Source organism: Undibacterium sp. GW821-FHT07F11, from assembly GCF_059418665.1.
Window position 1 is genome coordinate 438,918 of record NZ_JBWKQH010000003.1, and the last position, 24,615, is coordinate 463,532.

Annotated in this window: 22 protein-coding genes; 11 read left to right on the forward strand and 11 right to left on the reverse strand. The window is 49.3% G+C overall.

The window, feature by feature from the left end:
• Positions 1-3: 3 nt before the first annotated feature.
• Positions 4-306: an urease subunit gamma gene (locus AC07OI_RS09170; RefSeq protein ID WP_492704508.1), complete on the reverse strand. Its 303-nt coding sequence runs from the start codon at positions 304-306 to the stop codon at positions 4-6.
• A gap of 289 nt (positions 307-595) precedes the next feature.
• Between AC07OI_RS09170 and AC07OI_RS09175 the strand changes: the two genes are divergently transcribed.
• The 5 genes from AC07OI_RS09175 (at position 596) to AC07OI_RS09195 (ending at position 5,571) form a co-directional block, all read left to right on the forward strand.
• Positions 596-1,198, forward strand: coding sequence for an RNA polymerase sigma factor (locus tag AC07OI_RS09175; RefSeq protein WP_495256995.1), 603 nt, complete (start codon positions 596-598; stop codon positions 1,196-1,198).
• An 8-nt stretch (positions 1,199-1,206) separates the two neighbouring features.
• Positions 1,207-1,701: a hypothetical protein gene (locus AC07OI_RS09180; protein WP_495256996.1), complete on the forward strand. Its 495-nt coding sequence runs from the start codon at positions 1,207-1,209 to the stop codon at positions 1,699-1,701.
• A gap of 66 nt (positions 1,702-1,767) precedes the next feature.
• Positions 1,768-2,979 (forward strand): hypothetical protein, encoded by a 1,212-nt coding sequence (locus tag AC07OI_RS09185; RefSeq protein WP_495256997.1) that lies wholly within the window; start codon positions 1,768-1,770, stop codon positions 2,977-2,979.
• Positions 2,980-3,374: 395 nt separating this feature from the next.
• Complete coding sequence (locus tag AC07OI_RS09190; protein ID WP_495256998.1) at positions 3,375-4,448, forward strand: threonine ammonia-lyase; 1,074 nt, start codon at positions 3,375-3,377, stop codon at positions 4,446-4,448.
• A gap of 178 nt (positions 4,449-4,626) precedes the next feature.
• Complete coding sequence (locus AC07OI_RS09195) at positions 4,627-5,571, forward strand: VTT domain-containing protein (RefSeq protein WP_492704513.1); 945 nt, start codon at positions 4,627-4,629, stop codon at positions 5,569-5,571.
• Positions 5,572-5,575: 4 nt separating this feature from the next.
• Here AC07OI_RS09195 and AC07OI_RS09200 read toward each other — a convergent pair whose 3' ends face one another.
• The gene (locus AC07OI_RS09200) at positions 5,576-6,472 is read right to left on the reverse strand and encodes a LysR family transcriptional regulator (RefSeq protein WP_492704514.1); all 897 of its coding nucleotides are present in this window, start codon (positions 6,470-6,472) and stop codon (positions 5,576-5,578) included.
• A 99-nt stretch (positions 6,473-6,571) separates the two neighbouring features.
• Here AC07OI_RS09200 and AC07OI_RS09205 point away from each other — a divergent pair, with 99 nt between their 5' ends.
• Complete coding sequence (locus tag AC07OI_RS09205; protein ID WP_492704515.1) at positions 6,572-7,639, forward strand: NAD(P)H-binding protein; 1,068 nt, start codon at positions 6,572-6,574, stop codon at positions 7,637-7,639.
• Here the strand turns inward: AC07OI_RS09205 and AC07OI_RS09210 are convergent.
• The 6 genes from AC07OI_RS09210 to urtA all read right to left on the reverse strand — a co-directional run bounded on the left by AC07OI_RS09210 (position 7,583) and on the right by urtA (position 14,112).
• Complete coding sequence (locus AC07OI_RS09210) at positions 7,583-8,461, reverse strand: urease accessory protein UreD (protein WP_495256999.1); 879 nt, start codon at positions 8,459-8,461, stop codon at positions 7,583-7,585. The genes AC07OI_RS09205 and AC07OI_RS09210 overlap by 57 nt on opposite strands.
• 28 nt (positions 8,462-8,489) lie before the next feature.
• Positions 8,490-9,188: an urea ABC transporter ATP-binding subunit UrtE gene (gene urtE, locus AC07OI_RS09215; RefSeq protein WP_422640600.1), complete on the reverse strand. Its 699-nt coding sequence runs from the start codon at positions 9,186-9,188 to the stop codon at positions 8,490-8,492.
• A gap of 12 nt (positions 9,189-9,200) precedes the next feature.
• Positions 9,201-10,043 carry an urea ABC transporter ATP-binding protein UrtD gene (gene urtD / locus AC07OI_RS09220; RefSeq protein WP_492704575.1) on the reverse strand — a complete coding sequence of 281 codons (843 nt, stop codon included), beginning with the start codon at positions 10,041-10,043 and terminating at the stop codon, positions 9,201-9,203.
• Between the two features lie 11 nt (positions 10,044-10,054).
• Entirely contained in the window at positions 10,055-11,164 is a 1,110-nt protein-coding gene (gene urtC / locus AC07OI_RS09225; protein ID WP_495257000.1) for an urea ABC transporter permease subunit UrtC, read from the reverse strand.
• Entirely contained in the window at positions 11,161-12,759 is a 1,599-nt protein-coding gene (urtB, locus tag AC07OI_RS09230; RefSeq protein WP_495257177.1) for an urea ABC transporter permease subunit UrtB, read from the reverse strand. Before urtB ends, urtC begins: the two co-directional genes overlap by 4 nt.
• Positions 12,760-12,858: 99 nt before the next feature.
• On the reverse strand, positions 12,859-14,112 hold the full coding sequence (gene urtA, locus AC07OI_RS09235; protein ID WP_423032630.1) for an urea ABC transporter substrate-binding protein: 1,254 nt from the start codon (positions 14,110-14,112) through the stop codon (positions 12,859-12,861).
• A 632-nt stretch (positions 14,113-14,744) separates the two neighbouring features.
• On the opposite strand from urtA, the gene AC07OI_RS09240 reads away from it, so the two are divergent.
• From AC07OI_RS09240 to AC07OI_RS09260, 5 genes are all read left to right on the forward strand, one after another.
• On the forward strand, positions 14,745-16,067 hold the full coding sequence (locus AC07OI_RS09240) for an ATP-binding protein (RefSeq protein WP_492704518.1): 1,323 nt from the start codon (positions 14,745-14,747) through the stop codon (positions 16,065-16,067).
• A 64-nt stretch (positions 16,068-16,131) separates the two neighbouring features.
• On the forward strand, positions 16,132-17,757 hold the full coding sequence (locus AC07OI_RS09245; RefSeq protein ID WP_492704519.1) for an EAL domain-containing protein: 1,626 nt from the start codon (positions 16,132-16,134) through the stop codon (positions 17,755-17,757).
• An 85-nt stretch (positions 17,758-17,842) separates the two neighbouring features.
• The gene (locus AC07OI_RS09250; protein WP_492704520.1) at positions 17,843-19,399 is read left to right on the forward strand and encodes an ATP-binding protein; all 1,557 of its coding nucleotides are present in this window, start codon (positions 17,843-17,845) and stop codon (positions 19,397-19,399) included.
• Positions 19,396-20,709, forward strand: a complete 1,314-nt coding sequence (nosR, locus tag AC07OI_RS09255) for a response regulator c-di-GMP phosphodiesterase, NosR family (RefSeq protein ID WP_495257002.1) — start codon at positions 19,396-19,398, stop codon at positions 20,707-20,709. The genes AC07OI_RS09250 and nosR overlap by 4 nt, the downstream gene beginning before the upstream one ends.
• Complete coding sequence (locus AC07OI_RS09260; protein ID WP_492704522.1) at positions 20,706-21,239, forward strand: response regulator; 534 nt, start codon at positions 20,706-20,708, stop codon at positions 21,237-21,239. The genes nosR and AC07OI_RS09260 overlap by 4 nt, the downstream gene beginning before the upstream one ends.
• Positions 21,240-21,310: 71 nt before the next feature.
• On the opposite strand, the gene AC07OI_RS09265 is transcribed toward AC07OI_RS09260, so the two are convergent.
• Genes AC07OI_RS09265 through AC07OI_RS09275 form a run of 3 tightly spaced genes read right to left on the reverse strand, consistent with a single transcriptional unit; the run spans position 21,311 to position 24,611 of the window.
• Positions 21,311-22,321 (reverse strand): AraC family transcriptional regulator, encoded by a 1,011-nt coding sequence (locus tag AC07OI_RS09265; RefSeq protein ID WP_492704523.1) that lies wholly within the window; start codon positions 22,319-22,321, stop codon positions 21,311-21,313.
• Positions 22,318-23,010: an alpha/beta fold hydrolase gene (locus AC07OI_RS09270; RefSeq protein ID WP_495257003.1), complete on the reverse strand. Its 693-nt coding sequence runs from the start codon at positions 23,008-23,010 to the stop codon at positions 22,318-22,320. Before AC07OI_RS09270 ends, AC07OI_RS09265 begins: the two co-directional genes overlap by 4 nt.
• Before the next feature lie 38 nt (positions 23,011-23,048).
• Positions 23,049-24,611: an FGGY-family carbohydrate kinase gene (locus AC07OI_RS09275; RefSeq protein WP_492704525.1), complete on the reverse strand. Its 1,563-nt coding sequence runs from the start codon at positions 24,609-24,611 to the stop codon at positions 23,049-23,051.
• Between the last annotated feature and the right edge of the window lie 4 nt (positions 24,612-24,615).

The following is a 24,615-nucleotide window of genomic DNA, read 5'->3' on the forward strand; positions in this document are numbered from 1 at the left end:
CTCCTAAGGAATGGGGTTGTGAACGGTAACCAGCTTGCTGCCGTCCGGAAAAGTCGCTTCGACCTGGATATCAGGAATCATTTCCGGCACACCTTCCATGACATCGGCACGGCTGAGTATTTGCGCACCTTCCGACATCAGTTCAGCCACCGTCCTGCCATCGCGTGCACCTTCCATGATGGCGGCGGTGATCAGGGCGACTGCTTCCGGGTAATTCAGCTTCAGGCCGCGCGCCTTGCGTCTTTCTGCCAGCAAGGCAGCGGTAAAAATCAGCAACTTATCTTTTTCTCTGGGTGTCAGATCCATATCTTCTTTCGCTTATTGTCTGCACTATCACCAAACTTATTATTTATCGCCATTTATAAAATAACAAGCAAGTCCACTAAGGTGACAGGCCAGCCCTCTAAAAACATTATAAAAAGCAACACAGCAAGTTTCGAACCAAGGGCAAATAACCTGGATTACCGGAATGCGCACCAAACAAAGGCAAGACCTCACCAAGTTAGTGCATTTCATGCAAATGCAGATAGCGCGAAAATATTTGGAACTTTTGATGCCCCTGGGAGTAATACCTTAAAACAGCCAACAAATAAACGTGGATAACAAAGAGACAGATTCCAGCTTGCTGACACAAATGCGCGACGGTGATGTTGCTGCATTTCAACGCCTGTACCAGCGCCACCAGGGACCTATCTACCGATATGCTCTGATGCGATGTGGCCAAAGTGCACTGGCAGCGGACGTGGTGCAAGATGTTTTCATTGGATTGCTGAGCAAGTCTTACCGTTATGACGCGGGCCTGGGCAGTTTGCAGAATTTTCTGTTTGGCGTAGCAAGGAATTTATTGCTGAAACAGGACCAGGCAGAACGCCGCCACCAGCCATTACCAGGTTATAGCGAAGAAGATGGGGAAGAAGTTTTGATGAGTGAAACGACAGAACCGGCGGATGTCATCTTCCATCAGCAAATGACTGAACATGTGCGGCAGGCAGTCTCGGTACTGCGCCCTCATTATCGTGACGTGATTATTTTGTATGAATTGCAGGAACTGTCGTACGCAGAGATAGCCGTGATTTGCGACATAGATATAGGAACAGTTCGCTCTCGCCTGTCACGGGCGCGGGCAGCGATACTGCAATACAGCGAAAGACTGGGCTGGCGACCCGACGCAGCGACAAAAACCGGAACACAAAGATGAAAGACCTTATGAATACCCCACAGGACGCCAGCAATGGAGATGCCTTGCTGGATCAGCAGTTCAGCCTTTTGCGCAAAGATTTGCAGGAGCTGAATACGCCAATGGCTATAGAGCAGACTTTATTGCAAGCTTTTGCCAAACAACAGGCCAAGGATAAAAAGCAGGCACGCAGCAAACGCCTGCGCCCGTGGCTGGCAGGTTTGTTGACGCTGAGTGGCAGCCTTGGTCTGGTCATGCTGACGGTCGTGTTTCCAGTATCGCAGCATCAATTGACGCCGGACAGTACCACTGTTTCAACTACAGAGCTTCCTCCTTTCGTCGCCCTGGTACCGCTGGAGCGCCTCAATAACGAAACGCCAAGCATGCTGGAAGCAGAAGTCCCGGCTGCCTGGCTCGCCAGCCTGGGCATGCCAGTATCTCCGGAAATAGCCGGTGACATGGTGCAGGCACAAATGCTGGTCGCTGCCGATGGTGAGCCATTAGCCATGCGACTCCTGAAATAAGCAATAAGCTACTCAATAACAAAGCAGCATAGAAAGACAAAAATGACACACAGAAAAGGACGCATCATGAAAACCAAACTGCCACTCTTCATATTGTTAAGCTCTGCCTGGGCAATGGCACATGCCAATAATACAGACGGTGACACTGCAAACCCAGCCGAAGAAAAACCTGTGCGTCGCCACGTGGAAATCATACAAGTGCCTGCAGTACCACCGCTGCCGCCCATGCCACCGATGCCCTCAATGTCACCTATGCCACCAATGCTGGCACTGGCAGACATACCCGACTCAAAAAACATCAGCAAAATCGTGTCCGACGCCATGAGCCAGGCATTTGTCAGCATGCAAGGCATGCATAGTATCCGGCCAATAAAAAATGCGCCATACAGCGCAGAAATTGTCACCGAGAAAACCCAGACCCTGGCCGATGGCAACCAGATCAGCAACAAAACCACCAGCCTGAACTACAGGGATGCAGCTGGCCGCACCCGTCAGGAGATGCGCGATAGCAAGGGCAATGTTCAGCACATCGTCATCGTTGATCCGGTTGAAAACCTGCGCTACATACTCATGCCAGAAAAAAAGACAGCAACAAAAATGCATATGGGTAAAGACCTGGATGAAAAAATGGCGAGTGCCAGAGAGAAGCTTGATGCAGCCAAAGAAAAGCTGGACAAGCTGAAACAGGAAGGCAAAACAGTCAGCGTAGAAACACAGCGCAATGGTGACGAAGTCATCGTCAAGCGTATAGAACGCAAAACCAGCGGCGACAAGGCAGAAGGCAACAAAGATGTGCGCGAAGAAGTTCAGGTCAGAGTCATCCGTGCTGGCAACGCCAGCGACATGCCCGCACTGCATACCAGTCTGAGTTCTACGTCAGGCAATTTCACCAGCCTCATGGCCCTGAGCCCCATGTCGATGGCATTCGTAGACAATCGCTGGACAGCCAAAGGCAATACCAAAGACTTGGGTAGCCGTGATATTGATGGGGTACGCGCAGAAGGAAAAATGCGCTCCTACCAAATCCCTGCTGGTGAAGTCGGCAATAAAAATCCGATTACCGTCACTTCAGAAAGCTGGTATTCACCAGAACTGCAAATGACCGTCTATGCAAAACAGACGGACCCACGTACAGGTGAATGGAATTACAAGCTGAATAATTTGAAACGCACTGAACCGGCGGCGAATTTATTTGGTGTGCCTGAAGGGTATACGGTGAAAGAAATACCTGCGACACCGAGAATCGTTGTAGAAAAACGCGAAGAAAAGAAACCCTGATCCCTCTGGCCCACCGGGTCGTTTTTTGCAGGGCTTGTGAGTGGACAGGGCCAGGACTCCCGACCTGCCCTGCCACTCTTTTTTAAAGTTTGCTTGCCATTGCTGCCGGGATTGGTTATAGTTTTTCCATGCACGCAATTACTCATCCCCTGCTGAACACGAACTTATGCGCAATTAATGCCGCGTCTGCTGTCGTGCATGCAATTGCGCTGCCTGCTGTTTCCGTCTGCGACATTTCCATTATTCGAATTATTCCGGGTCGTTAAGCTACGGCGTATGCCGATGCCTGGCGGCCCTTCAGCTCATCCTATTCTGATGTCCTGAGCGCTATTGCTATCACTATTGCGCTCACACTCTTTCTGATTTTTTCTGCTGGTTTTTATTCTGGAGTTTTTATGTCCCATGTCGCCACAGACAGGCCTTTGCACGCCCCTACGTCCTTGTCATCCACCTTATTAAATGCAGATTTTCCTTATCCCTCACTGGCAGATATCCGCAAGACTGCTGCCAGATTATCGCAGCAAGTTTTGCATACCCCTGTCTGGCACTGGCAAACCGGATCTGCGCTGGACAAGCTGGAGCCTGATACTGAAGTCTGGCTCAAGCTGGAATTGTTCCAAAAAACCGGCACGTTCAAACTGCGCGGGGCTTTGAATTGCATATCTGCGCTGGATGCAGATGCGCGTGAGCGTGGCGTGGTCGCTGTCAGTGCAGGCAATCATGCGATGGCAGTGGCCTATGCGGCCAAACTGGCGGGCGTCTCTTGCAAAGTGGTGTTGCCACGTCACGCCAGCCCTACCCGTATCAAGGCTTGCCGACAAGATGGTGCTGAAGTGATACTGGAAGCGGACATGCATAAGGCATTCGCCCTGGGTCAGCATATCGTTGGAGAAGAACAGCGCACCATGATCCATCCTTATGACGGCCCGTTGACTGCACTGGGTACAGCGACGGTGGGGCTGGAACTGATGCAGCAAGTGGTGCAACTGGATGCCGTGATCGTACCTATCGGTGGTGGCGGTTTATGTGGTGGCATTGCTTCTGCCGTCAAACAACTGGCACCGCATTGTGCCGTCTATGGAGTTGAACCCTATGGCGCAGATGCCATGTACCGCAGTTTCCAGTCTGGTCAGCCAGAGAAGTTAAAGGAAGTCGACAGCATAGCCGACAGCCTGTGCGCGCCTTATGCAATGGAATATAGTTTCAGGGTATGCCAGCGCTTTGTGGACGAGATTGTCAGGGTCAGTGACGATGAAATCTGTACAGCCATGTCGGACTTGTATCACGACGTCAAGCTGGTGGCTGAACCTGCTGCCGCGGTTGCCACAGCAGGCTTGTTTGGCCCATTGCGTCAAAGACTTGCAGGTAAACGTGTGGCTGTAATTGTTTGCGGCTCGAATGTAGACCCAGCCAGATATGCAGAATTGCTTGCCAGGGCCGGATCATCAGCACATGGACTGGCCGCCTGATCTGGGAACCTCGGATACAGTTGGAAAGCGGCTGCTCAGTTTGCAACAGGCATCATACGTATGATATGCAAAGCCTCGCAATGCCCTACAATAGGGGTTCACTCAGGCATAAACATAGACGGATTTTACATTTCCCGCTCTGTGCCTGTTCACTGCATGATTATTAATGGAATTGCATATGCAACAAGGCTGGCTGACAGATTTTTTTCGCCAAAACGATAGTTTGATGGTGTTTGTCAACGTCCTGTTGCAGCAACTGGGCTTGCCTGTGCCAGCAGTACCGACCATGATGTTCAATGCCAGCCAGGCCACACAGTCCGGGCAATTGCTGGTTTTGTTGATGGCAGCAGTAGGCGCTTCGCTGATTGCCGACCTGATCTGGTATCAGGCTGGCAAGAAATTTGGCTACAGCGTGCTGAAGTTTTTATGCAAGATGTCAATCAACCCTGGTTCTTGTGTGAATCAGACAGAAGCAAGGTTTCATCGCTGGGGTGTTTGGTCGCTGGTGGTAGGCAAATTCATCCCCGGCTTTTCTACCGTGGCACCGCCGGTAGCCGGTGCTTTGGGTATGCCGCGTACATCATTCATGCTGGCTTCTGCTGCAGGTGCCGCTTTATGGGCGGGCTTGGCTCTGTTGGCCGGTTTTGCCTTGCAGGCGCAAATTGAAGCTGGCCTGGTATTTTTGTCGGCACAGGGCATACGTATCGCGGCCATCTTCATTGGCCTGGTATTGAGCTGGCTGGCCTGGAAATTCTGGCAAAAGAAACGCTTTGAAAAGCTCGCGTCCATTCCTCACTTCAGCGCAACCGAAATGTCGGATACATTGAAAACCAGTACCCTGCCCCATATCATCGATTTGCGCAGCCCGGCGTTGATTGCAGAAACTGGCACCATACCCCATGCCATGGTCAGCGAGGTCAAGCAGGTTGGCAATGCTGCCCAACAATGGCCACTGCATGAAATGATCATCACCATATGCGCTTGCCCTGGCGATGCAGGTGCTGTACACGCTGCCCATACGCTGAGACAGTTGGGTTTTAAAGATGTCAGGCCTTTTGCGGGAGGCTTTGATGCATGGCAGGAATTATCTGCCCAGCACCCACATTTACTTGTCAAGGCCTAGTAGATTACGCCTTTTGCAGCAATGCCTGTAGCTCCTTGACCAGATGATCAAAGGTAACCCGGTAACGCTGGCTGGACCGTAAATCTTCGTGCATGACTACCCATACTGGAAAGTCAATTTGAAATTCATCTGCCAGCACGCGTTGCAGATGAGTATGCTGCTGGGCCAAGCCAAGCTGGCAAATACCTATGCCATAGCCTTTGCGTATGGCGGAAAACTGCACCAGATCACTATCCGCACGCAAGGCAAAGGCCGCGCGCTGTATTTGTGGATAGCGTTTTTGCAAAGCCCTGATATAGGGAAATTCCCGGTCAAAGCCTATCAGGCTGTGGTCTTTCAACGCGTCCATGTCAGCGGGCATACCGTGGCGAGTCAGATAATCTGCATGAGCAAAAAAGCCGAGACTGATTATCCCGGTACGACGCGCAATCAATGCATCCTGCAAGGGCTCGGTATTGCGTATGGCAATGTCTGCATCACGTTTGAGCAAATCCTGGGTGTGGTTGGATATCTGTAATTCTATGCTCAGTTCAGGATAGCCTTGCCGCAAACCTGCCAGCATGCCTGGCAATATCTCTACCCCCATGACTTCTGATGCGGTAACACGCACGGTGCCTCTTACCTCATTTGCTTCTGCTGACACGCTGCGCAGCAAGGCACTTTCAGTTGCCCGCAAGCTTTCTGCATAAGGTTTCATTGCCAGCGCGGCAATGGTCGGTGACAGACCAGATTGATTGCGCACAAACAAACTCGTGCCCAAGGCCTGCTCCAATGCCTCGATATGCCGCCCTACTGTAGGCTGCGTCAAACCCAGGGCACGGGCAGCGCCTGATAACGAGCCTTCTTCCAGCACCGCCAGGGCGGTACGGTAGTAGTCCCAGTGGATATTTTTGTCATCCATACAGAAATGTATATCACCTATGCAGTTTTAGAGAATTGTATATAGCTTGGCAAAGATACACAATGGCTACATCAACTACCCCATTAAAGGAGAATCAACATGAATCAGCAAGTACAAAACAATACACAGACTAATATGCAAGCCAACAAGCAAGCCCTCGTATTGGGTGCAACTGGTGGCGTAGGTGGTGAAGTGGCGCGCTTGCTGATGCAGCGCGGCTGGCAGGTCACTACCCTGCACCGCAACCCTGATCAAGTGAAAGATAAAACGGCAGCACATATCTGGATGAAAGGTGATGTCATGGTGCAAGACGATGTGGTGCAAGCTGCAGCCGGAAAATCTGTCATCGTCCACGCAGTCAACCCACCTGGATACCGCGACTGGGAAAAACTGGTGCTGCCTATGATAGACAACACCATCGCAGCAGCCCAGGCCAGTGGTGCACGCATACTGCTGCCAGGCACTGTTTATAACTACGGCCCCGATGCCTTCCCGCTGATTGCAGAAAACGCGTCACAGTTCCCCATCACCAAGAAAGGGAAAATCCGGGTAGAGCTGGAACACCGCCTGCGTCTGGCTGCCAGCAAGGGTATCAAATCCCTCATCGTCAGGGCTGGTGATTTCTTTGGCCCCAAAGCTGCCAACAACTGGTTTTCACAAGGTCTGGTAACACCAGGCAAGCCTGTGAGTGTAGTGCGCTACCCTGGCAGTGCTGGCGTTGGTCATCAATGGGCATACTTGCCTGACGTGGCGGAAACCATGGTGCGTTTGCTGGAGCGTGAAAAAGAACTCGGTAATTTCGCCCGCTTCCATATGGAAGGCCACTGGGATCATGACGGCAAGCAAATGGTCGCCGCAATTGGCCGCGTCACTGCCCAGCCGACATTGAAGGCAAGCTGGTTCCCATGGCCGGTGTTCGCTCTGCTGGCACCTTTCCAGCAAACCTTCAAGGAAATGCTGGAGATGCGCTACCTGTGGCGTACGGAAGTCAAAATGTCGAACCAGGCTTTGGTAGACTTTTTGGGTGAAGAGCCACGCACACCGCTGGATGTGGCAGTTCGCTCCAGTCTGGCAGGTCTGGGTTGCATCAAGCGTAATGCTGGCTACGAATCAAGTGTTCCAGATGCGCGGAATTTTGGCATCACACCCAATCACGACAGAGCGTAAATGCTGCCACACCAATTGCATCCAAAAGCGGGCAACTTCGCTGGAGTTGCCCAGGTAACGCGCAACAACGACAGACTTCATTTGCGTGACACCGCACAGGGCATCCGCTTCACGCTCAGACAAAAAGGCCGATGTTTGTTCACGCAAAGTCTGCAATTGTTCGCCAGACAGCATGGCACCAGAAGCCAGTACCATCGCCGACACTGATTTACCATTCAAACCCAGCGGGCTTTGCATGGCAGGGCTGCCACCTTGCAAACTGCCCTGTTCATGCCAGATCATCTTGTCTTCACGATAGATGCTGCAATGCTGCTTGATCCTGCCGCTGTCATAGGTTTCGCCAGAGGCAGTGCGGCCAAAACAGAAAATATCAGCAGCAATCAGCCTCGCGTCTGCCGCCAGGTGTATGGTCTGGTGCAAATCGACACAGGCATCGTCAAAAAAGATGGTTTCTTGCGGCAGCCATTCCAGCCTGGCACCTGCATCAATTTTCAGATTGATATGTTGTGCGGATATGTAGCCATTACTGCGATACCATTTTGCCGCGCCTGGTGTGGTTACCAGCGCATGCGTGTCAGCAGCCAGTTTGACATCTATCTTTAACTGATCGCCACCGACTACCCCACCTGGGGGATGGATGACGATGGCATGGCAAATTTCATCGCCTTCAGGATACAACGGTTTTTGCACGCGCAAGGGGCCATTGTGCTTACGTTCTGTCAGACGCGTAATATCGCCATCCTTGCTAAAGCCCAGTTGCAGACTGGCTTGCCAGTGTGATTTTGTGATACTTGAAGGTAGTGCCGGACTGCAGACATCCATATTCAGCTAGCGAAAGGTAAAGACAGCACTATACCGCCAGATGCCGCTTGACGTCATCACCATCCATCAATTCCTGGCCGCCATAGGCCACCACTTCACCGCGCGACAGCACAACAAAATGATCTGCCAGCTCACGGGCGAAATCGAAATACTGCTCGCACAGCAAGATGCCGATATCACCTCGCTCACGCAGCAGGCGGATGACGCGACCTATGTCCTTTATGATGGATGGTTGTATGCCCTCAGTAGGTTCATCCAGGATGATGAGCTTGGGTTCAGCCAATAAGGCGCGGGCAATGGCGAGTTGCTGTTGCTGGCCGCCAGATAGATCACCACCTCGCCTGTGCAACATTTCTTTCAATACGGGAAAAAGCTGATATACCTCATCCTTGATTTTACCTGCCTTGCGTGCTGGCAGGCTGGCCATGCCCATGAGCAGGTTTTCTTCCACCGTAAGACGGGCAAAAATCTCGCGGCCTTGTGGCACATAAGCTATCCCGGCCCTGGCTCTGTCATGTGGAGAGAGCTTGTTGATGTCGCGACCTTCAAAAGTGACTGTGCCTTCAGTAACAGGCAAAACGCCCATCAGGCATTTCAGCAAGCTGGTCTTGCCGACACCATTACGGCCAAGCAAAGCCATGCACTCACCTTTTTTGAGTGACAGTGAAATGCCACGCAAGGTGTGGCTGGAACCGTAATGCTGATGTAGTTGTTTGACTTCAAGCATGCTTTGCTTTCATTAACGTCCCAGATAGACTTCAATCACGCGCTCATCTGCCTGTACCTGCGCCATTGTGCCCTCGGCAAGTACAGATCCCTCATGCAATACCGTGACTTTGCCCTGTTGGGCAATTTCAGTGACGAAACCCATATCATGTTCGACCACCATGATGGAATGCTTGCCACGCAGTTCATTGAGCAATTCAGCAGTGCGTGCAGTCTCGGCATCTGACATGCCAGCCACTGGTTCATCGAGCAAGATCAATTGTGGCTCCTGCATGAGTAGCATCCCTATCTCCAGCCACTGCTTTTGACCATGCGATAGCAAACCAGCCTGCCTTAGCTCTTGCCCATCCAGGCGTATCAATTGCAGGATGGCGGCGATCTTGTCTTTTTGTTCGCTGTTCAAGCGGGCAAACAGGGTGGTCTTGACGCGCTTGTCCATTTTCATGGCCAGTTCAAGATTCTCAAATACGCTATGTTGCTCAAAGACCGTGGGGCGCTGGAACTTGCGGCCTATCCCGGCATGGGCAATATCCACTTCGCTCATGCGCGTCAGGTCCATGGTCTGGCCAAAGAATGCAGTGCCAGATGTGGGCCTGGTTTTACCAGTGATCACATCCATCATCGTGGTTTTGCCAGCGCCATTGGGGCCGATGATGCAACGCAGTTCGCCCACCGAGATATCCAGGTTCAGATTATTGATAGCCTTGAAGCCATCAAATGACACCACAATATCTTCCAGATAGAGGATGGCGCCGTGGGTGGTGTCCACACCTTCCGGTTTGATGCGGCCATAAGACACGCCCTGGTCACCAGTAGCACCCTCGTACTGCTGCCCTGGTCGCAAGACGCCACTCATCATATAAGAAGTCATGCTAGCTCTCGCTGTTTTTTGAACTTGCTCACCAGGCCCAATACGCCCTGCTGCATGAACAAGGTCACCAGTATGAACAGCAAGCCCAAGGCATACAGCCACAAATCAGGGAAAGCGGCAGTGAACCAGCTCTTCAGACCATTCACGGTAAAGGCACCAATAATAGGCCCCAGCAAAGTACCGCGTCCGCCTACTGCTGCCCAGATCACCATTTCTATGGAATTGGCTGGCGACATTTCAGACGGGTTGATGATGCCAACCTGAGGCACATACAAGGCACCGGCAATACCGCAAATTATGGCCGACAAGGTCCAGACAAACAGCTTGAACCACAAAGGGTTGTAACCGATGAACATCAACCGCGATTCTGAATCACGTACAGCCTGTAACACACGCCCCAACTTGGAAGTGACTATCCAGCGACACAGGAACAAAGCCGACAATAAGATCAGCAAGGTAATCAGGTACAAAGCTGCCTTGGTACCGGGCGCAGTGATGGTAAAACCCAGAATGCGCTTGAAGTCGGTAAAGCCATTATTGCCGCCAAAGCCCGTATTATTTCGGAAGAACAGCAGCATGAAGGCAAACGTCATGGCCTGGGTGATGATGGAGAAATACACACCTTTGATGCGTGAGCGAAAGGCAAAAAAACCAAAGATAAAAGCCAGTACCCCAGGCACCAGTACCACCAGCGCCATGCAATACCAGAAGCTGTCTGTCATGGACCAATACCAGGGATAGGTTTTCCAGTCCAGGAAAACCATGAAGTCTGGCAGATTGCTTTGATAAACACCGTCACGGCCTATGGCACGCATCAGATACATGCCATGTGTATAGGCACCCAATGCAAAGAATACTCCATGTCCCAAGGACAAAATCCCGGTATAACCCCATACCAGATCAAGTGCCAGCGCAGCCAGGGCATAGCACATGAACTTGCCAACCAGAGCTATCGTGTAGCTGGAAATATGCAGGGCATGGCCAGCGGGAAAACTCAGGTTAAGGATAGGCAGCAATAATGCGATCACAGCACACACCAATATGCCTGTCCATGCAGGCTTGGAAAACAGCCCCTTTGCTGTTGCAATCGTCGTAGTCGCACTCATTCCACACTCCTGCCTTTGAGCGCAAACAAGCCTTGCGGTCTGCGTTGTATGAAAATGATGATGAATACCAGGATGACGATCTTGGCCATGACAGCACCTGCTACTGGCTCCAGAAATTTATTCACTTCGCCCAGGCCAAAAGCCGCAATCACGGTGCCAGCCAACTGCCCTACCCCGCCAAGCACCACGACCATGAAAGAATCGACGATATAGTTTTGCCCCAGGTCAGGGCCGACATTGCCCAATTGCGACAAGGCCACTCCCCCCAGACCTGCAATGCCAGAACCCAAACCAAAAGTCAGCATGTCTATCTTGCCGGTTGCCACACCTACGCAATCAGCCATGCGGCGATTTTGTGTCACGGCCCGTACGAATAAGCCCAGACGTGTCTTGTTCAGGATCAGCCAGACTGCCAGCACGACGAACAAGGCAAAGAAGATAATGATGATGCGGTTATAAGACAGCACCAGCGAACCCAGCACTGTGATACCACCCGACATCCAGGAAGGATTCGCAACCTCGACATTTTGCGCACCAAAAATCGAACGCACTGCCTGCATCAAAATCAGGCTGATGCCCCAGGTGCACAACAGGGTTTCCAGCGGGCGACCATATAACCAGCGTATTACCGTTCTTTCCAGCAAAATACCAACGGCGGCAGAAACCAGGAAAGCCGCGGGCAGAGCCAGCAACAAATAAGCATCCACAGCACCAGGCACGAATTTTCGGAACAGCATCTGGCAGACATAGGTAGTGTAAGCACCTATCATCAGCAACTCGCCATGCGCCATATTGATGATGCCCATCAGGCCAAAGGTGATTGCCAGACCCAATGCAGCCAGCAACAGCACGCTGCCCAGCGATACTCCATAGAACAGATTACCGAAAAATTCCATGCGCGCCAGGCGGCCATCAATGGCATTCAGGGTATTGGCGGCTTCCAAACGTATGCTGGCATCGGCTTCGTTGTAACTGCCATCAGGATTTTGTGCGAGCATTTTTTGCAGCACAGGTTTTAAATTGGGGTTGGGGCTATCCAGCAAAGCCTTGACGGCAGCCTTGCGCACCACCGGGTCACTGGCCTGCAAATTGGCGGTGGCAATCAACATTTGCAGACGGGATTTGATTTCGCTATCATTTTCTTTCAGATAGGCTTTGTTCAGCAAGGGCAATTGTTCTGGCGTTGCTTCTTTTTCCAATGCAGTTGCTGCGACCAGGCGGGTATTTTTGTCCGGTGAAAATAATCTCAGGCCTGACAGCGCACTATCGAGTGCGGCACGCAGGCGGTTATTGATGGTGATTGCTTCTGCATCATCCGGCAGTTTTTGCATTTTCCCAGTGCTAAGGTCTTTTGCCTGCTCACCATCGACCAGGTAAACAGCGACGTCCCTGGCAAACAATTGTTCATTTTTGAGTGCAGTCAATACTTCCACAGCCTCTTCATTGCCCAGGGCCGCAATGGAGTTGACGGCGGTAATGCGTGCATCAGGATCTTCACCCGCCAGCGCCCGCAAGAGCTTGCCATCAATAGCCGCGTGCACTGTCAGGCTGAACAAGAGCAAGATTATGCCCGCGCAGATTTTACGAAATATCATAGGCAACCAGGTCAGGGATGGAAAATCCGGAACAGTACTCAGGGCGAACATGCATATGCCCTGAGTATCTGTATCATTCCTTAAATATCACTCCTTGAATTACAGCTTTTGCTTCCCTTCATTGCCCGGGATGAAAGGGCTCCATGGTTGCGCACGGATAGGTGTCTTGGTTTTGTAGACGACGCTGAACTGACCGTCAGCCTTGATCTCGCCTATCATGACTGGCTTGTGCAGGTGATGATTGGTTTTATCCATCGTCAATTCAAAACCGGATGGCGCCTTGAAAGTTTGCCCACCCATGGCGGCTATGACTTTATCAGTATCTGTGGATTTGGCTTTTTCAACGGCCTGCTTCCACATATACATGCCTACATAAGTCGCTTCCATAGGGTCATTGGTCACCACTGTCGCAGCATTAGGCAGTTTTTTGGCGACTGCATAGTCTTTCCATTTTTTGATGAATTCAGTATTCACCGGGTTTTTCACAGACTGAAAGTAATTCCAGGCTGCCAGGTGGCCGACCAGTGGCTTGGTGTCGACACCGCGCAACTCTTCTTCGCCAACAGAGAAGGCGACAACAGGTACATCCGTCGCCTTCAGGCCAGCATTGCCGAGTTCTTTATAGAATGGGACATTGGAGTCACCATTGATGGTAGAGATAACCGCAGTCTTGCCACCCGCAGCAAACTTCTTGATATTGGCAACGATAGTCTGGTAATCAGAATGGCCAAATGGGGTATAGACCTCATCGATGTCAGTATCCTTGACACCCTTGCTATGCAAGAAGGCGCGCAGGATTTTGTTGGTGGTGCGCGGGTACACATAATCTGTACCCAGCAAGACAAAGCGCTTGGCGCCGCCACCCTCTTTCGACATCAGGTATTCAGTCGCTGGAATAGCTTGCTGGTTAGGTGCAGCGCCAGTGTAGAAAACATTTTTCTCCAGCTCTTCACCTTCATATTGAACCGGATAAAACAGCAGGCTATTGAGTTCCTTGAAGACCGGCAAAACTGATTTACGCGACACCGATGTCCAGCAACCAAACACGACGGATACCTTGTCTTGCGATACCAGTTGGCGGGCTTTTTCTGCAAACAGCGGCCAGTTGGAGGCCGGATCAACGATCACCGCTTCCAATTTTTTGCCCATGACACCGCCCTTGGCATTGATTTCATCTATCGTCATCAGGGCCACATCTTTGAGCGATGTCTCCGAGATCGCCATAGTGCCAGACAGGGAATGCAGAATGCCGACCTTGATGGTATCGGCGGCTTGTGCTTGCGTGAGCCAGCCAGAAGCGGCCAGGGTCATTGCGGCAACAGCAGTTGCTTTCAAAACAGTACGACGTGACATGTTTTCTCCTGATAGTGGTGAGGTCATGGAAAGAAAAACCGAACTTCCACCAAGGCAGGTAGCAGATAACGTGCCAACTGTTAAAAACAAAAAAAACGAATCCCGCACGTAAGTAATTCAGTCGCTGCAAATCCGGTCTGGATAGATACGCAGGACGTCAGCCAAGACTTCAATAAGCGAAATTTACTAACTATTCCAGTGCATGTGAACTATGAAAACATCAGAAATAATTGACGAAAATGATGCAAAAATAACTTTAAAATATGCCAATTCCACTTTTCGGTGCGTTTGCGCGCTGAAATTGTGCAGAAAATAAGATCATTTTCTTTCGCATGGTTTTACCTGGAAACTAAGCAAAACAAAAAAAGTGCCAATTGAAAACATATCAAAAAGCAACAATCGATTCAAAAATAATTTTCTTTCATATGATGTAAGTCCATGTTTTATTGGACTTAATTCATAAGTTATTAGTAAAAATATGGAATTTTCAGGATATTTATCCGGAGCAGAGCTAAAACATATAAAACCTGATTGAAAAAAATAGCACTTTACATACTTGTTGCTCTAATATGTAGACATAAGGGAATTTTAAAAAAAGCAATATTTCTATTGGTTTTTTCCTAATGGTGGTCATGGTGAATCAATTTGATGAATTCAGTGTTCTACCGGCGGCTAATGCCGCCCCACAGCCCGCCTCGGTCGTAGGCATTTCCACGGATGCCAGGCTGCAATACCTGATCGACAATACCCCAGCCATCATCTATAGCAGCGTACCTACGGGTGATTTCAAAATGACTTTTGTCAGTAACAATGCCTTGCATGTGCTTGGCTACCATCCTGATGAAATGGTTGCTGACCCTAATTTTTGGTTTGAGCATATACACCCTAGTGATGTACCTGAGATTTTCTCCAGCATTGCCAAATTGTTTACCGAAGGTGAAAGAACCTACGAATATCGCTTCATGAGCCGCAGCGGCCAGTATGTATGGATGCACGACATGCTGAGGCTGATACGCGACAAGGATGGCAATCCTGTTGAAGTTGTGGGTTCATTGACCGACATCACCAAACGCAAGGAGATGGAAGCAGCTCTGTTCAAGAAAGGTGAAGAACAGCAGCTTTTAATAAAAAAACTGCAAGAAGCTCACGAACAGTTATTGCAATCAGAAAAAATGGCTTCAGTCGGCCAACTAGCCGCTGGTATCGCTCATGAAATTAATAATCCCATAGGTTTTATCAATTCAAATATCGGTAGTTTGCAAAACTACGTAGAAAAATTATTTGAAGTCATCAATCAGTATGAGGATTTAATACAGCAACAGTCCCCGCCAGCTGCCGTCAGCAAAATGGACGAATTAAAAGAAAAGGCGGACCTGGAATTTTTAAAGGAAGACATACAGGACCTGGTGCGTGAATCCATGGATGGACTCAAACGCGTGAAAGATATCGTGCAGTCTCTGAAGGATTTTTCCCATGTCGGCGAAACAGACTGGCAGGAAGCTGATTTGCACCAGGGAATAGACAGCACCCTGAACATCGTCAAAAACGAGATCAAATACAAAGCCAATGTTGTCAAAGAATATGGCCAGGTTCCTTTGGTGAAATGCATTATTTCCCAGGTCAATCAGGTTGTCATGAACTTGTTGGTTAATGCCTCACATGCCATCAAAGAAAACGGCATGATCAAAATCAGCACAGGGTGCGAGAAAGACATGGCATGGATCAAGGTATTGGATACTGGTTCTGGCATCCCGCAAGAAAACCTGAATCGCATCTTCGAACCTTTTTTTACGACCAAACCCGTAGGTAGTGGCACTGGCCTGGGTTTATCGCTTTCCTACGGCATCATCAAAAAACATGGCGGACGCATAGATGTACAAAGCGTCATGGGAAAAGGCACGTGCTTCACCGTCTGGCTACCTTTGCACCAGACAAATGCATCGACTGAGTCATGATACTGCTCTCTATCACTCAGCAGAGTCACCTACAACATATTGAAGTCCAGACAGGGCTATCGCCATGAATACGATAGAACACGACAGTATCGATATAGAAGCTGAGCTCAATGTCGCCATTGATACCAATGCATTGCATTTGCACTATCAACCTACCGTTGATTTGCAGACAGGGCATGTGGTTGGAGCAGAAGCCTTGTTACGCTGGCAGCACCCGATTCACGGCAGGATCCCGCCTGCAGTACTGATCCCGGTTGCCGAAAAATCTGATCTCATCGTGCGCCTGGGCGAATGGATTATCAAGCAGGTGTGCAAGGATATCGCCCAGTGGAATTTGGCCGGACTGCATCCACCCTGTATTGCCATTAATATTTCCCCCATACAATTGCAAAGCAATGACTTTAACAATCGACTCTCTGGAATACTGGAAAGTATGGCTGTCACGCCAGATAAAGTATCACTAGAAATAACAGAACAAATACTGATGTATCGTAGCGATAGCATAGATAAGGTATTCAGCGACTTCAAAAAACAAGGGTTTACTCTGTCACTGGATGACTTCGGCACCGGTTATTCAGCCCTGAGCTATCTAAAGCATTACCCGTTTGACTATGTCAAGATTGATCAGTCTTTTGTTCAGGAATTACCGCACAATCTTGACGATGCTTCCATTACCAGAGCAGTAATATCCATGGCTCACAGTCTGGGCATCAAAGTCATTGCCGAAGGAGTCGAAACCGAAGCCCAATGCAAATTTCTGAGTGACAATATGTGTGATCAGATACAGGGACATTTCTTCGCAAAACCCCTGGACTCAGAGCACATGCAAGTTTTTCTCCAAGAAAACCCCATTCTGGACAAGCATTTGCTGCGCTTAGGCAAACCTGATCGTACCCTGCTCCTTGTCGATGATGAACCCAATATACTGAGTGCCCTCAAGCGCCTGTTGCGCAGGGACGAATACCGCATACTGACCGCTGGTGGTGGTCATGAAGGTTTGGAAATCCTTGAAAAAAACAGGGTCGATGTCATTATTTCTGACCAGAGAATGCCAATAATGACGGGTGTAGACTTTCTACGAAATGCCAAGAAAAATTACCCTGATACGGTTCGCATCATCTTGTCCGGCTATACCGAACTACAATACATCACAGATGCCATCAATGAAGGAGCCATCTATAAATTCCTGACCAAGCCATGGGACGATGAGCTGATACGCGCGAATATACGGGAAGCATTTCACTATAAGGAAATGGAAGATGAAAACCGGCGGCTGACCTTGCAAGTTCAAACGACAAATCAGGAACTGATCAGTGCCAATAAACTATTGGCTGAAATGCTGGAACAAAAACAAAAACAAATCAGCCGTGATGAACTTAGCTTGAGCATCGTACGCGAAGTTTTGCAATACGTGCCCTTGCCCATTATTGCAGTGGATGATGAAGACATGGTGGTTTTCATCAACAATTCTGCTGAAAAAATTATTCCGCCATCAAGACTGGAACTGGGTTGTCAGATCGAATACATGATACCGGATGCCGGCCCGGGAATCCGCGAATTTTCTGAAGGACTATGGTTTCCCGTTCAGGTACACGGCCAACTTTACAATGCGCAGTGGAAAAACCTGGGAGGAAAACATAAATCAACAGGAAAAATAGTCATGCTTATGGATGATCGTAATCGCCATTAAAAAGAGGGAAACAGCACATTAAACATCAGTCACAGATCAGGGCAAAATAAAAGAGTTTTTGCATTATCGGAGACCAGGTAAAACAATGAACAAAGAATTTCCCTTGTCAGGAAGTGGTGATCTGCCTGCATCTGCAACCCCGGTTCCAGATGCTCACATCCCTGTCTTTCATGTAGAACAAGACAAAGTGAAAGCTGATGCCCCTCTGCTCAACAAGATGGGCATAGAACTCGCACAGTTTCTTGATAGTAGTCCGGTACCAACCTTCGTCATTGATTCCAATCACGTCATCACCCATTGGAACAAGGCTTGTGAATTTGTTCTTGGCTACTCTGCAGCCAGCATGATCTCAACCCGCAATCAGTGGAAACCTTTTTACCGCGATAACCGGCCTGTGTTGGCTGATCTGGTGTTATCAGGTCACGATGATATTGTGGTACACAAGTTTTACCATAATAAATTCTCGCAATCCCAATTGATACACGGTGCTTATGAAGCTATCGATTTCTTTCCTGACTTGCATGAACACGGTCTGTGGTTGCACTTTACAGCAGCACCGCTGTACAACAATGAAGGAAAAATTGTCGGCGCAATGGAAACCCTGGAAGATATTACCGAGCGCCGCGATGCAGAGAACGCTTTGCGGCAAGCCCATAGCAATCTGGAAAACCTGATAAAAAAACGTACCCTGCAACTGGCTGAAACCAATAACCGTCTGGAGGCGGATATCAAGCAAAGAGAAGCCATGGAAAGCGAGCTTTTGCGCAGGAATACGGAATTGACAGAGCTCAATGCCAAATTATCAATGGCACAGGAACAGTTGCTACAATCAGAGAAACTTGCGTCCATAGGCCAGCTTGCCGCAGGTGTGGCGCATGAGATCAATAATCCCATAGGTTATATATTTTCTAATTTTACTACCCTGGAAAACTATATTAAAGATTTGTTTGCCATCATCCATGTCTATGAATCCTCTGAGCAGCATATAGCTTCTGCCAGCATTAAAAACGAGTTGACTGAAATCAAGGAGAAAAAAGAGTTATCTTTTCTCAAAGAAGACATTCCCGAACTGGTTCAGCAATCGCGTGAAGGCATAGAAAGAGTACGCAAAATAGTCCAGGACTTGAAAGATTTTTCCAGAGTAGATTCGCAACAGGAATGGCAATGGGCAAACATTCATCAGGGCATAGATTCGACTCTTAATATCGTCAATAACGAGATCAAGTACAAGGCTGAAGTGATCAAGGAATATGGCAAAATTCCCGATGTCGAATGTCTGGCATCACAAATCAATCAAGTAGTCATGAACCTGGTGGTCAATGCTTCCCATGCCATCACCGCAGAACGCGGCCAGATCACCATACGCACCAGTTGTGATGACACCCATGTTTTTATTGAAGTTGCCGATAACGGCAGTGGCATCCCAAAAGAAATTATCAATCGGATTTTTGACCCCTTCTTCACCACCAAATCGATAGGCAAAGGCACGGGTTTGGGACTTTCCCTGTCTTATGGCATCATACAAAAACACCACGGAAAAATCACAGTCAATAGCGAAATTGATAAAGGAACCAGTTTTCTCATCAGCTTGCCCATTAAACACATCGACCAAACACTAGCTGATAGCGGTGAAAATCAATGAATGAAGAGTCAGTATCAGAAGCAATGCCCGTATTGCTCTTCGTTGACGACGAGCCGAATATCCTTTCCTCGTTGCGCAGGCTATTCAGGCAGCACTCTTACAAGATATTCATTGCCAATGGTGGCCAGGAAGGCCTGGAGATACTGGAAAAAGAGACGATTGACCTGGTTATTTCCGACATGCGTATGCCAGTCATGGATGGTGCGGTATTTTTAACGCATGTGAAAGCCAGATGGCCAGACACCATACGTCTGTTGTTGACAGGTTATGCCGACATACAATCGACGATTGATGCTATCAACCGTGGCGAAATCTACCGCTATATTACCAAGCCCTGGAACGACAATGACATTGTGCTGGTCGTCAAACAAGCGCTGGAACGCAAGTCGCTGGAGATAGAGAAAAAACGGCTGGAAGAATTAACCCAGCGTCAGAACGAAGAACTTAAGTCCCTGAATGCCAGCCTTGAAATCAAGGTGGATGAACGCACCGCAGACCTGAAAAAAGCCCATGCATCCCTGCTACACGCCAACGATAAATTAAAAAGCAATTTTCTGACATCGATCAAGGTTTTTTCCAATGTCGTCGAAATGCGCGGCGATAAACTAGTCGGGCATTCACGGCGCGTGGCCGATTTATCCAGAAAAATTGCAAAAAAACTTAATCTTGATACACGCGAAGCACAAGAAATCTTTGTAGCGGCTTTGTTGGCTGACATAGGTAAAATAGGTTTTTCAGATGAATTATTAGCAACACCCGTCAATCAGATGAATGGCGAGCAATTAGGTCATTTCCATAAACACACCCTGCGCGCCGAGCAGTTATTGATGCCACTGCAAGATTTGCAAGGCGCTGCAAGGATCATACGTGCGCAGCATGAACGCTTTGATGGCCGGGGCTTCCCTGACGGTCTGGTCGGTGAGAATATCCCCATAGGTGCACGAATATTGTCACTGGCAAGTGATTATGACAATCTGCAAAACGGCAGCCTGGTTCAAAAACGCGTGCATATGGAAGATGCCCAGGCACTGATCATACGTGGCGCTGGCAATCGCTATGATGAAAAGGTCGTTGCTGCTTTCAAGCAAATCATCAGTAATCAGGCGGATGATATTGATGATAGAGAAATTACCATAGCGCAATTACAGCCTGGCATGATACTTTCTGCAGATGTTATTTCCAAAGAGGGTATGCTGCTCTTACCGGCTGACTATGTCCTAGACCAGCACGTAATCGATAAATTGACGTTGTTCGAGCACCCTGCGGGTGCTAAATTGATCATACGTGTACACAGTAACAGGAGAAAATGATGTACAAAATCTTATTGCTCGATGACGAACAGAATGTTTTGCTAGCGCTGCAAAGAAGCTTGAAGAGTGTCGCAAAAGAGATGGAAATGACGATGGAGTTGTTTAATTCCCCTCAGGAAGCGATAAAGCGCCTTAGCAATACAGCTTTCGACTTTATCATCTCTGATTACCATATGCCGGGCATGAATGGCATACAGTTCTTGTCCATTGCCAAAGAAATGCAGCCCCATGCAATACGCCTCATGCTCAGTGCCTCTGCCGAATTCAAGACCATATTGGGTGCCATCAATGATGCAGAAGTGTTTCGCTACATAGCAAAACCCTGGAATCAGGACGAATTACTGGAAACCATACAACTGGCAGCAGCACGTCGCCAGCAAATCATGGAAGACCAAACACTGGCAGACGAATTGCGCCTGCAGCGTGGCGTGATAACGCCGCAGGAACATGAGTTGAAGAGACTGGAAGAAACCGAGCCAGGGATCACCAAGGTAAAATGGGGGCCGGATGGCTCGGTATTACTGGATTAACTCAAGCGCCATTTCGTCGCAAGGGGACATAAGCTACTTGCACATCTCCTTAAAATTCTGCATCTGCAGATTTATAGTGTTTTAACCGGGATGCACAATAGACAAGAAAACATCCCTGTCTGTGGGTCCAGCGCAGAATTTGGCAAAAACTGCTCAAAACAGGGTCTGTCGTCACATTGCATGCCACTGGCTGGCAAGTATTCGCGCATCAACTCCATCCATGCATCATTTACAGCTGTCACAGGTCCATTGAATTTGGCAACTGCATAAGCACCACCGGGTAGTGTTTTGACATTTGCCTGAGTGCCGGACACGAAATTCTCGGAGACAGTGACACATGCATCATAGCGACATTTATTACTGGCAGTGACGCTGGGGTCATCATGACCTATGCCATAGCAGATTTGATCTTGCAAGCCATGTACTTGCATCCATGGCGCGACTTTACTGCGCCAGAACTCTGTGACGCCGGGCCCATAAGGACCTATATAACGTTGATAAGCAACGCGTACTGCCGGTAATTGAACAATATTTACTTCCATAAGATACTTTCGAAGTGGTTGATGAGAGCCACCATCTTCGCAAATACCGTTCACGTTTACCTGATCAGGATTGCTGAGTATCTGACTCAGATTGCTGTCTTGTTTTGCCCGCCTTTCATAAACAACACGCACCTGTGCCAATCTGCGCTCATCACTATCGGCACGCCATTGACTGGGAGTACAGTCAAACCGGATCTTGAATGCACGGGCGAATGCTTCGCCAGAAGCAAAGCCGCATGCCAGTGCAATATCCAGTATTGATGCCTGCAGATCACAGGACAAACGCCAGGCCGCAGTTTCCAGGCGTCGCCGACGCAGGTAATCACCCAGCGTTTCTCCCATCCAGGCAGCAAATATCCTGTGAAAGTGAAAGCGCGAAAAATGCGCTATTTCGGCCAGTTGCCCCAACTCCAGGGAGGCATCCAGATGCTGGTCTATATGATCGAGAACACGGTTCAAGCGTCTGGCGTATTCCGTCTGATAAACATGGGCATTAAGCTTGGAATCAGTTTGAGATTGTGATGTGGGGAATGCGTTCATGCTTTGATTTCTGATGTGAACCGCAGAATATCGTTGACGACTTCATCCGCTTTCGTCTGCAATAAAAAATGTGGCGCGTCATATTTGCATGTTTCCATTTCATGCAATTGCCCGTGGATATCTGCGTGGGCAGATACTGGCACCAGCCGGTCCCTGGTAGCTTGCAGATAAAGTACCGGCACTTTGATGGCTTTGAGTTTTTCTCTGACATCACAACTCAGTACTGCATGCAGGCGCGCCTTCAAACTGGCTGGGTTGACCAGTGCCAAAGCGTCTGCCAATTGCCTGCGCAATTCTTTGCTGGAAAAACGCCCCAACAGCAAATGGCTGAGTACGCTCAATGGTGCCAGTCTGGTTGGCAAATAAGGCAACGCATATTTGGAAACTGTCAGCAAAGGATAAGGATTGCGTGCAAACGTCGCGCACAGTATCAAGGCCTTCAGGCGAATTGGCTGGATAGCAGCGATGGATATGGCGATAGGACCTGAGAACGATTCACCCAGCAAGACATAGTCTTCATCCGCCGGCAATTGAGCCTGAACCAGTGCTTCCAGCTCTGTATAGCCTAGCACCTGATCTACCGGATAAGTCAGTACCAGTAACCTGCAATTACCATTCAATGCCTTATACAGAGGCTCATAGAGTGTGCCTGTACCATCCATGCCAGGCAAGAGAACTAGTGTCGTCATGCTGACAATGATAACAGGCCAGACACTACCATGCGGCATCAGTGCATTTTGGGATACCCGGTGATTTGCTGTATCTCTTTATACAAAGGCTGCAAGCGGGCGTACATTTTTTGATAGACGCGATGATACAGCTCATTGTAGATCTGGTGATGGTGAGCGATAGGCTCAAAAGTCTTGCCTATGCGCGTCATCTCTTTGATGGCCACATCAAAACTGGGATGTAAGCCCAGCCCCACTGCCGCATCAATCGCGGCACCCAGTCCAGATGTTTCATAAATATGAGGGCGTGAAGTCGGCAGGCCAAAAATATCTGCGGTCAATTGCATGGCAGCGTCACTTTGTGAACCACCGCCAGAAATACGCAATTCTGTGATTGCTACACCGCTACGCTTTTCTATGCGCTCTTTACCTTCACGCAGGGCGTAAGCCAGTCCTTCCAGGATAGCGCGGTACATATGTGCACGCGTATGCACGTCACCGAAACCAATAATAGCTCCCTTGGCTTCGGCTCCTGGTACCTTGATACCCGGCGTCCAGTAAGGTTGCAGCATCAGGCCCATGGAGCCTGGCGGTACAGCATTCACCAGTTCATCAAACAAAGCCTCTGGCAACACACCCTGCTCTGCTGCCTGCAGTTTTTCATGATGTCCAAATTGCTCCTTGAACCAGTTCACCATCCAGTAACCACGGAATATCTGTACCTCGGTACTATATGAATTGGGGATCGCTGCTGGATAAGGTGGTATGAAGGGTGTCACTTCCAGATATTTTTTGCTGGTGGTATTGATGGTGGCAGTCGTGCCATAACTAAGGCAGCCGATGTTAGGCTGCTGGCAGCCAGCTCCTATCACTTCACAAGCCTTGTCCGCCGCTGCGGCCAGCAAAGGTGTGCCAGCCAGTAAACCCGTCGCTGCTTCAGCCGCCTGGTTGATATGTCCCATCACCGTGCCGGGCGGCACTAGTTCTGGCAAGGATTCTGCCTTTACCGCCAAAGCCTGCCATTTCCAGTCCAGCTTGCCTGCCCATTTCAGGCCCTTGTAATCAAAGGGCAAATAACCTACTTGCGAACCTATGGAGTCGATGAAATTACCACACAGGCGATAGTTCAGATAGCCAGATAACATCAGGTATTTATCCGTTTTATCCCAGATATCTGGCTGATGCGCCTTGATCCAGTTGGCTTCTGCCTCACCACGAAAGAAATTGATGGTGCTGGCGACACCCGCCAGTTTGAATGCTGTCATCCACAAGGGGTTAACCGGTGGGACTATGTCGGTACGCCTTTGATCCAGCCAGGTGATAGCCGGGCGCAGGGGTAAGCCCTGTTTGTCCAGATTAATCATGGTGCCGCGCTGCGTGGTCACGGCAACACCGTGTACCGTAGCAGGTGAAATCCCCTGTTCATTCCACAACCGCTGGCATGCCGTGCACACTGCTTGCCAATAATCTTCAGGATGGTGTTCGGCCCAACCAGGCTGATCTGAAAAATAAGCTTCCAGATGCACCTGGGATTTGGCGACAATATTGCCGTGCAAATCAAACAGGATAGCCCTGACGCTTTGGGTGCCGTTGTCTATAGAGAGGATATATTGTTTGGACATGATT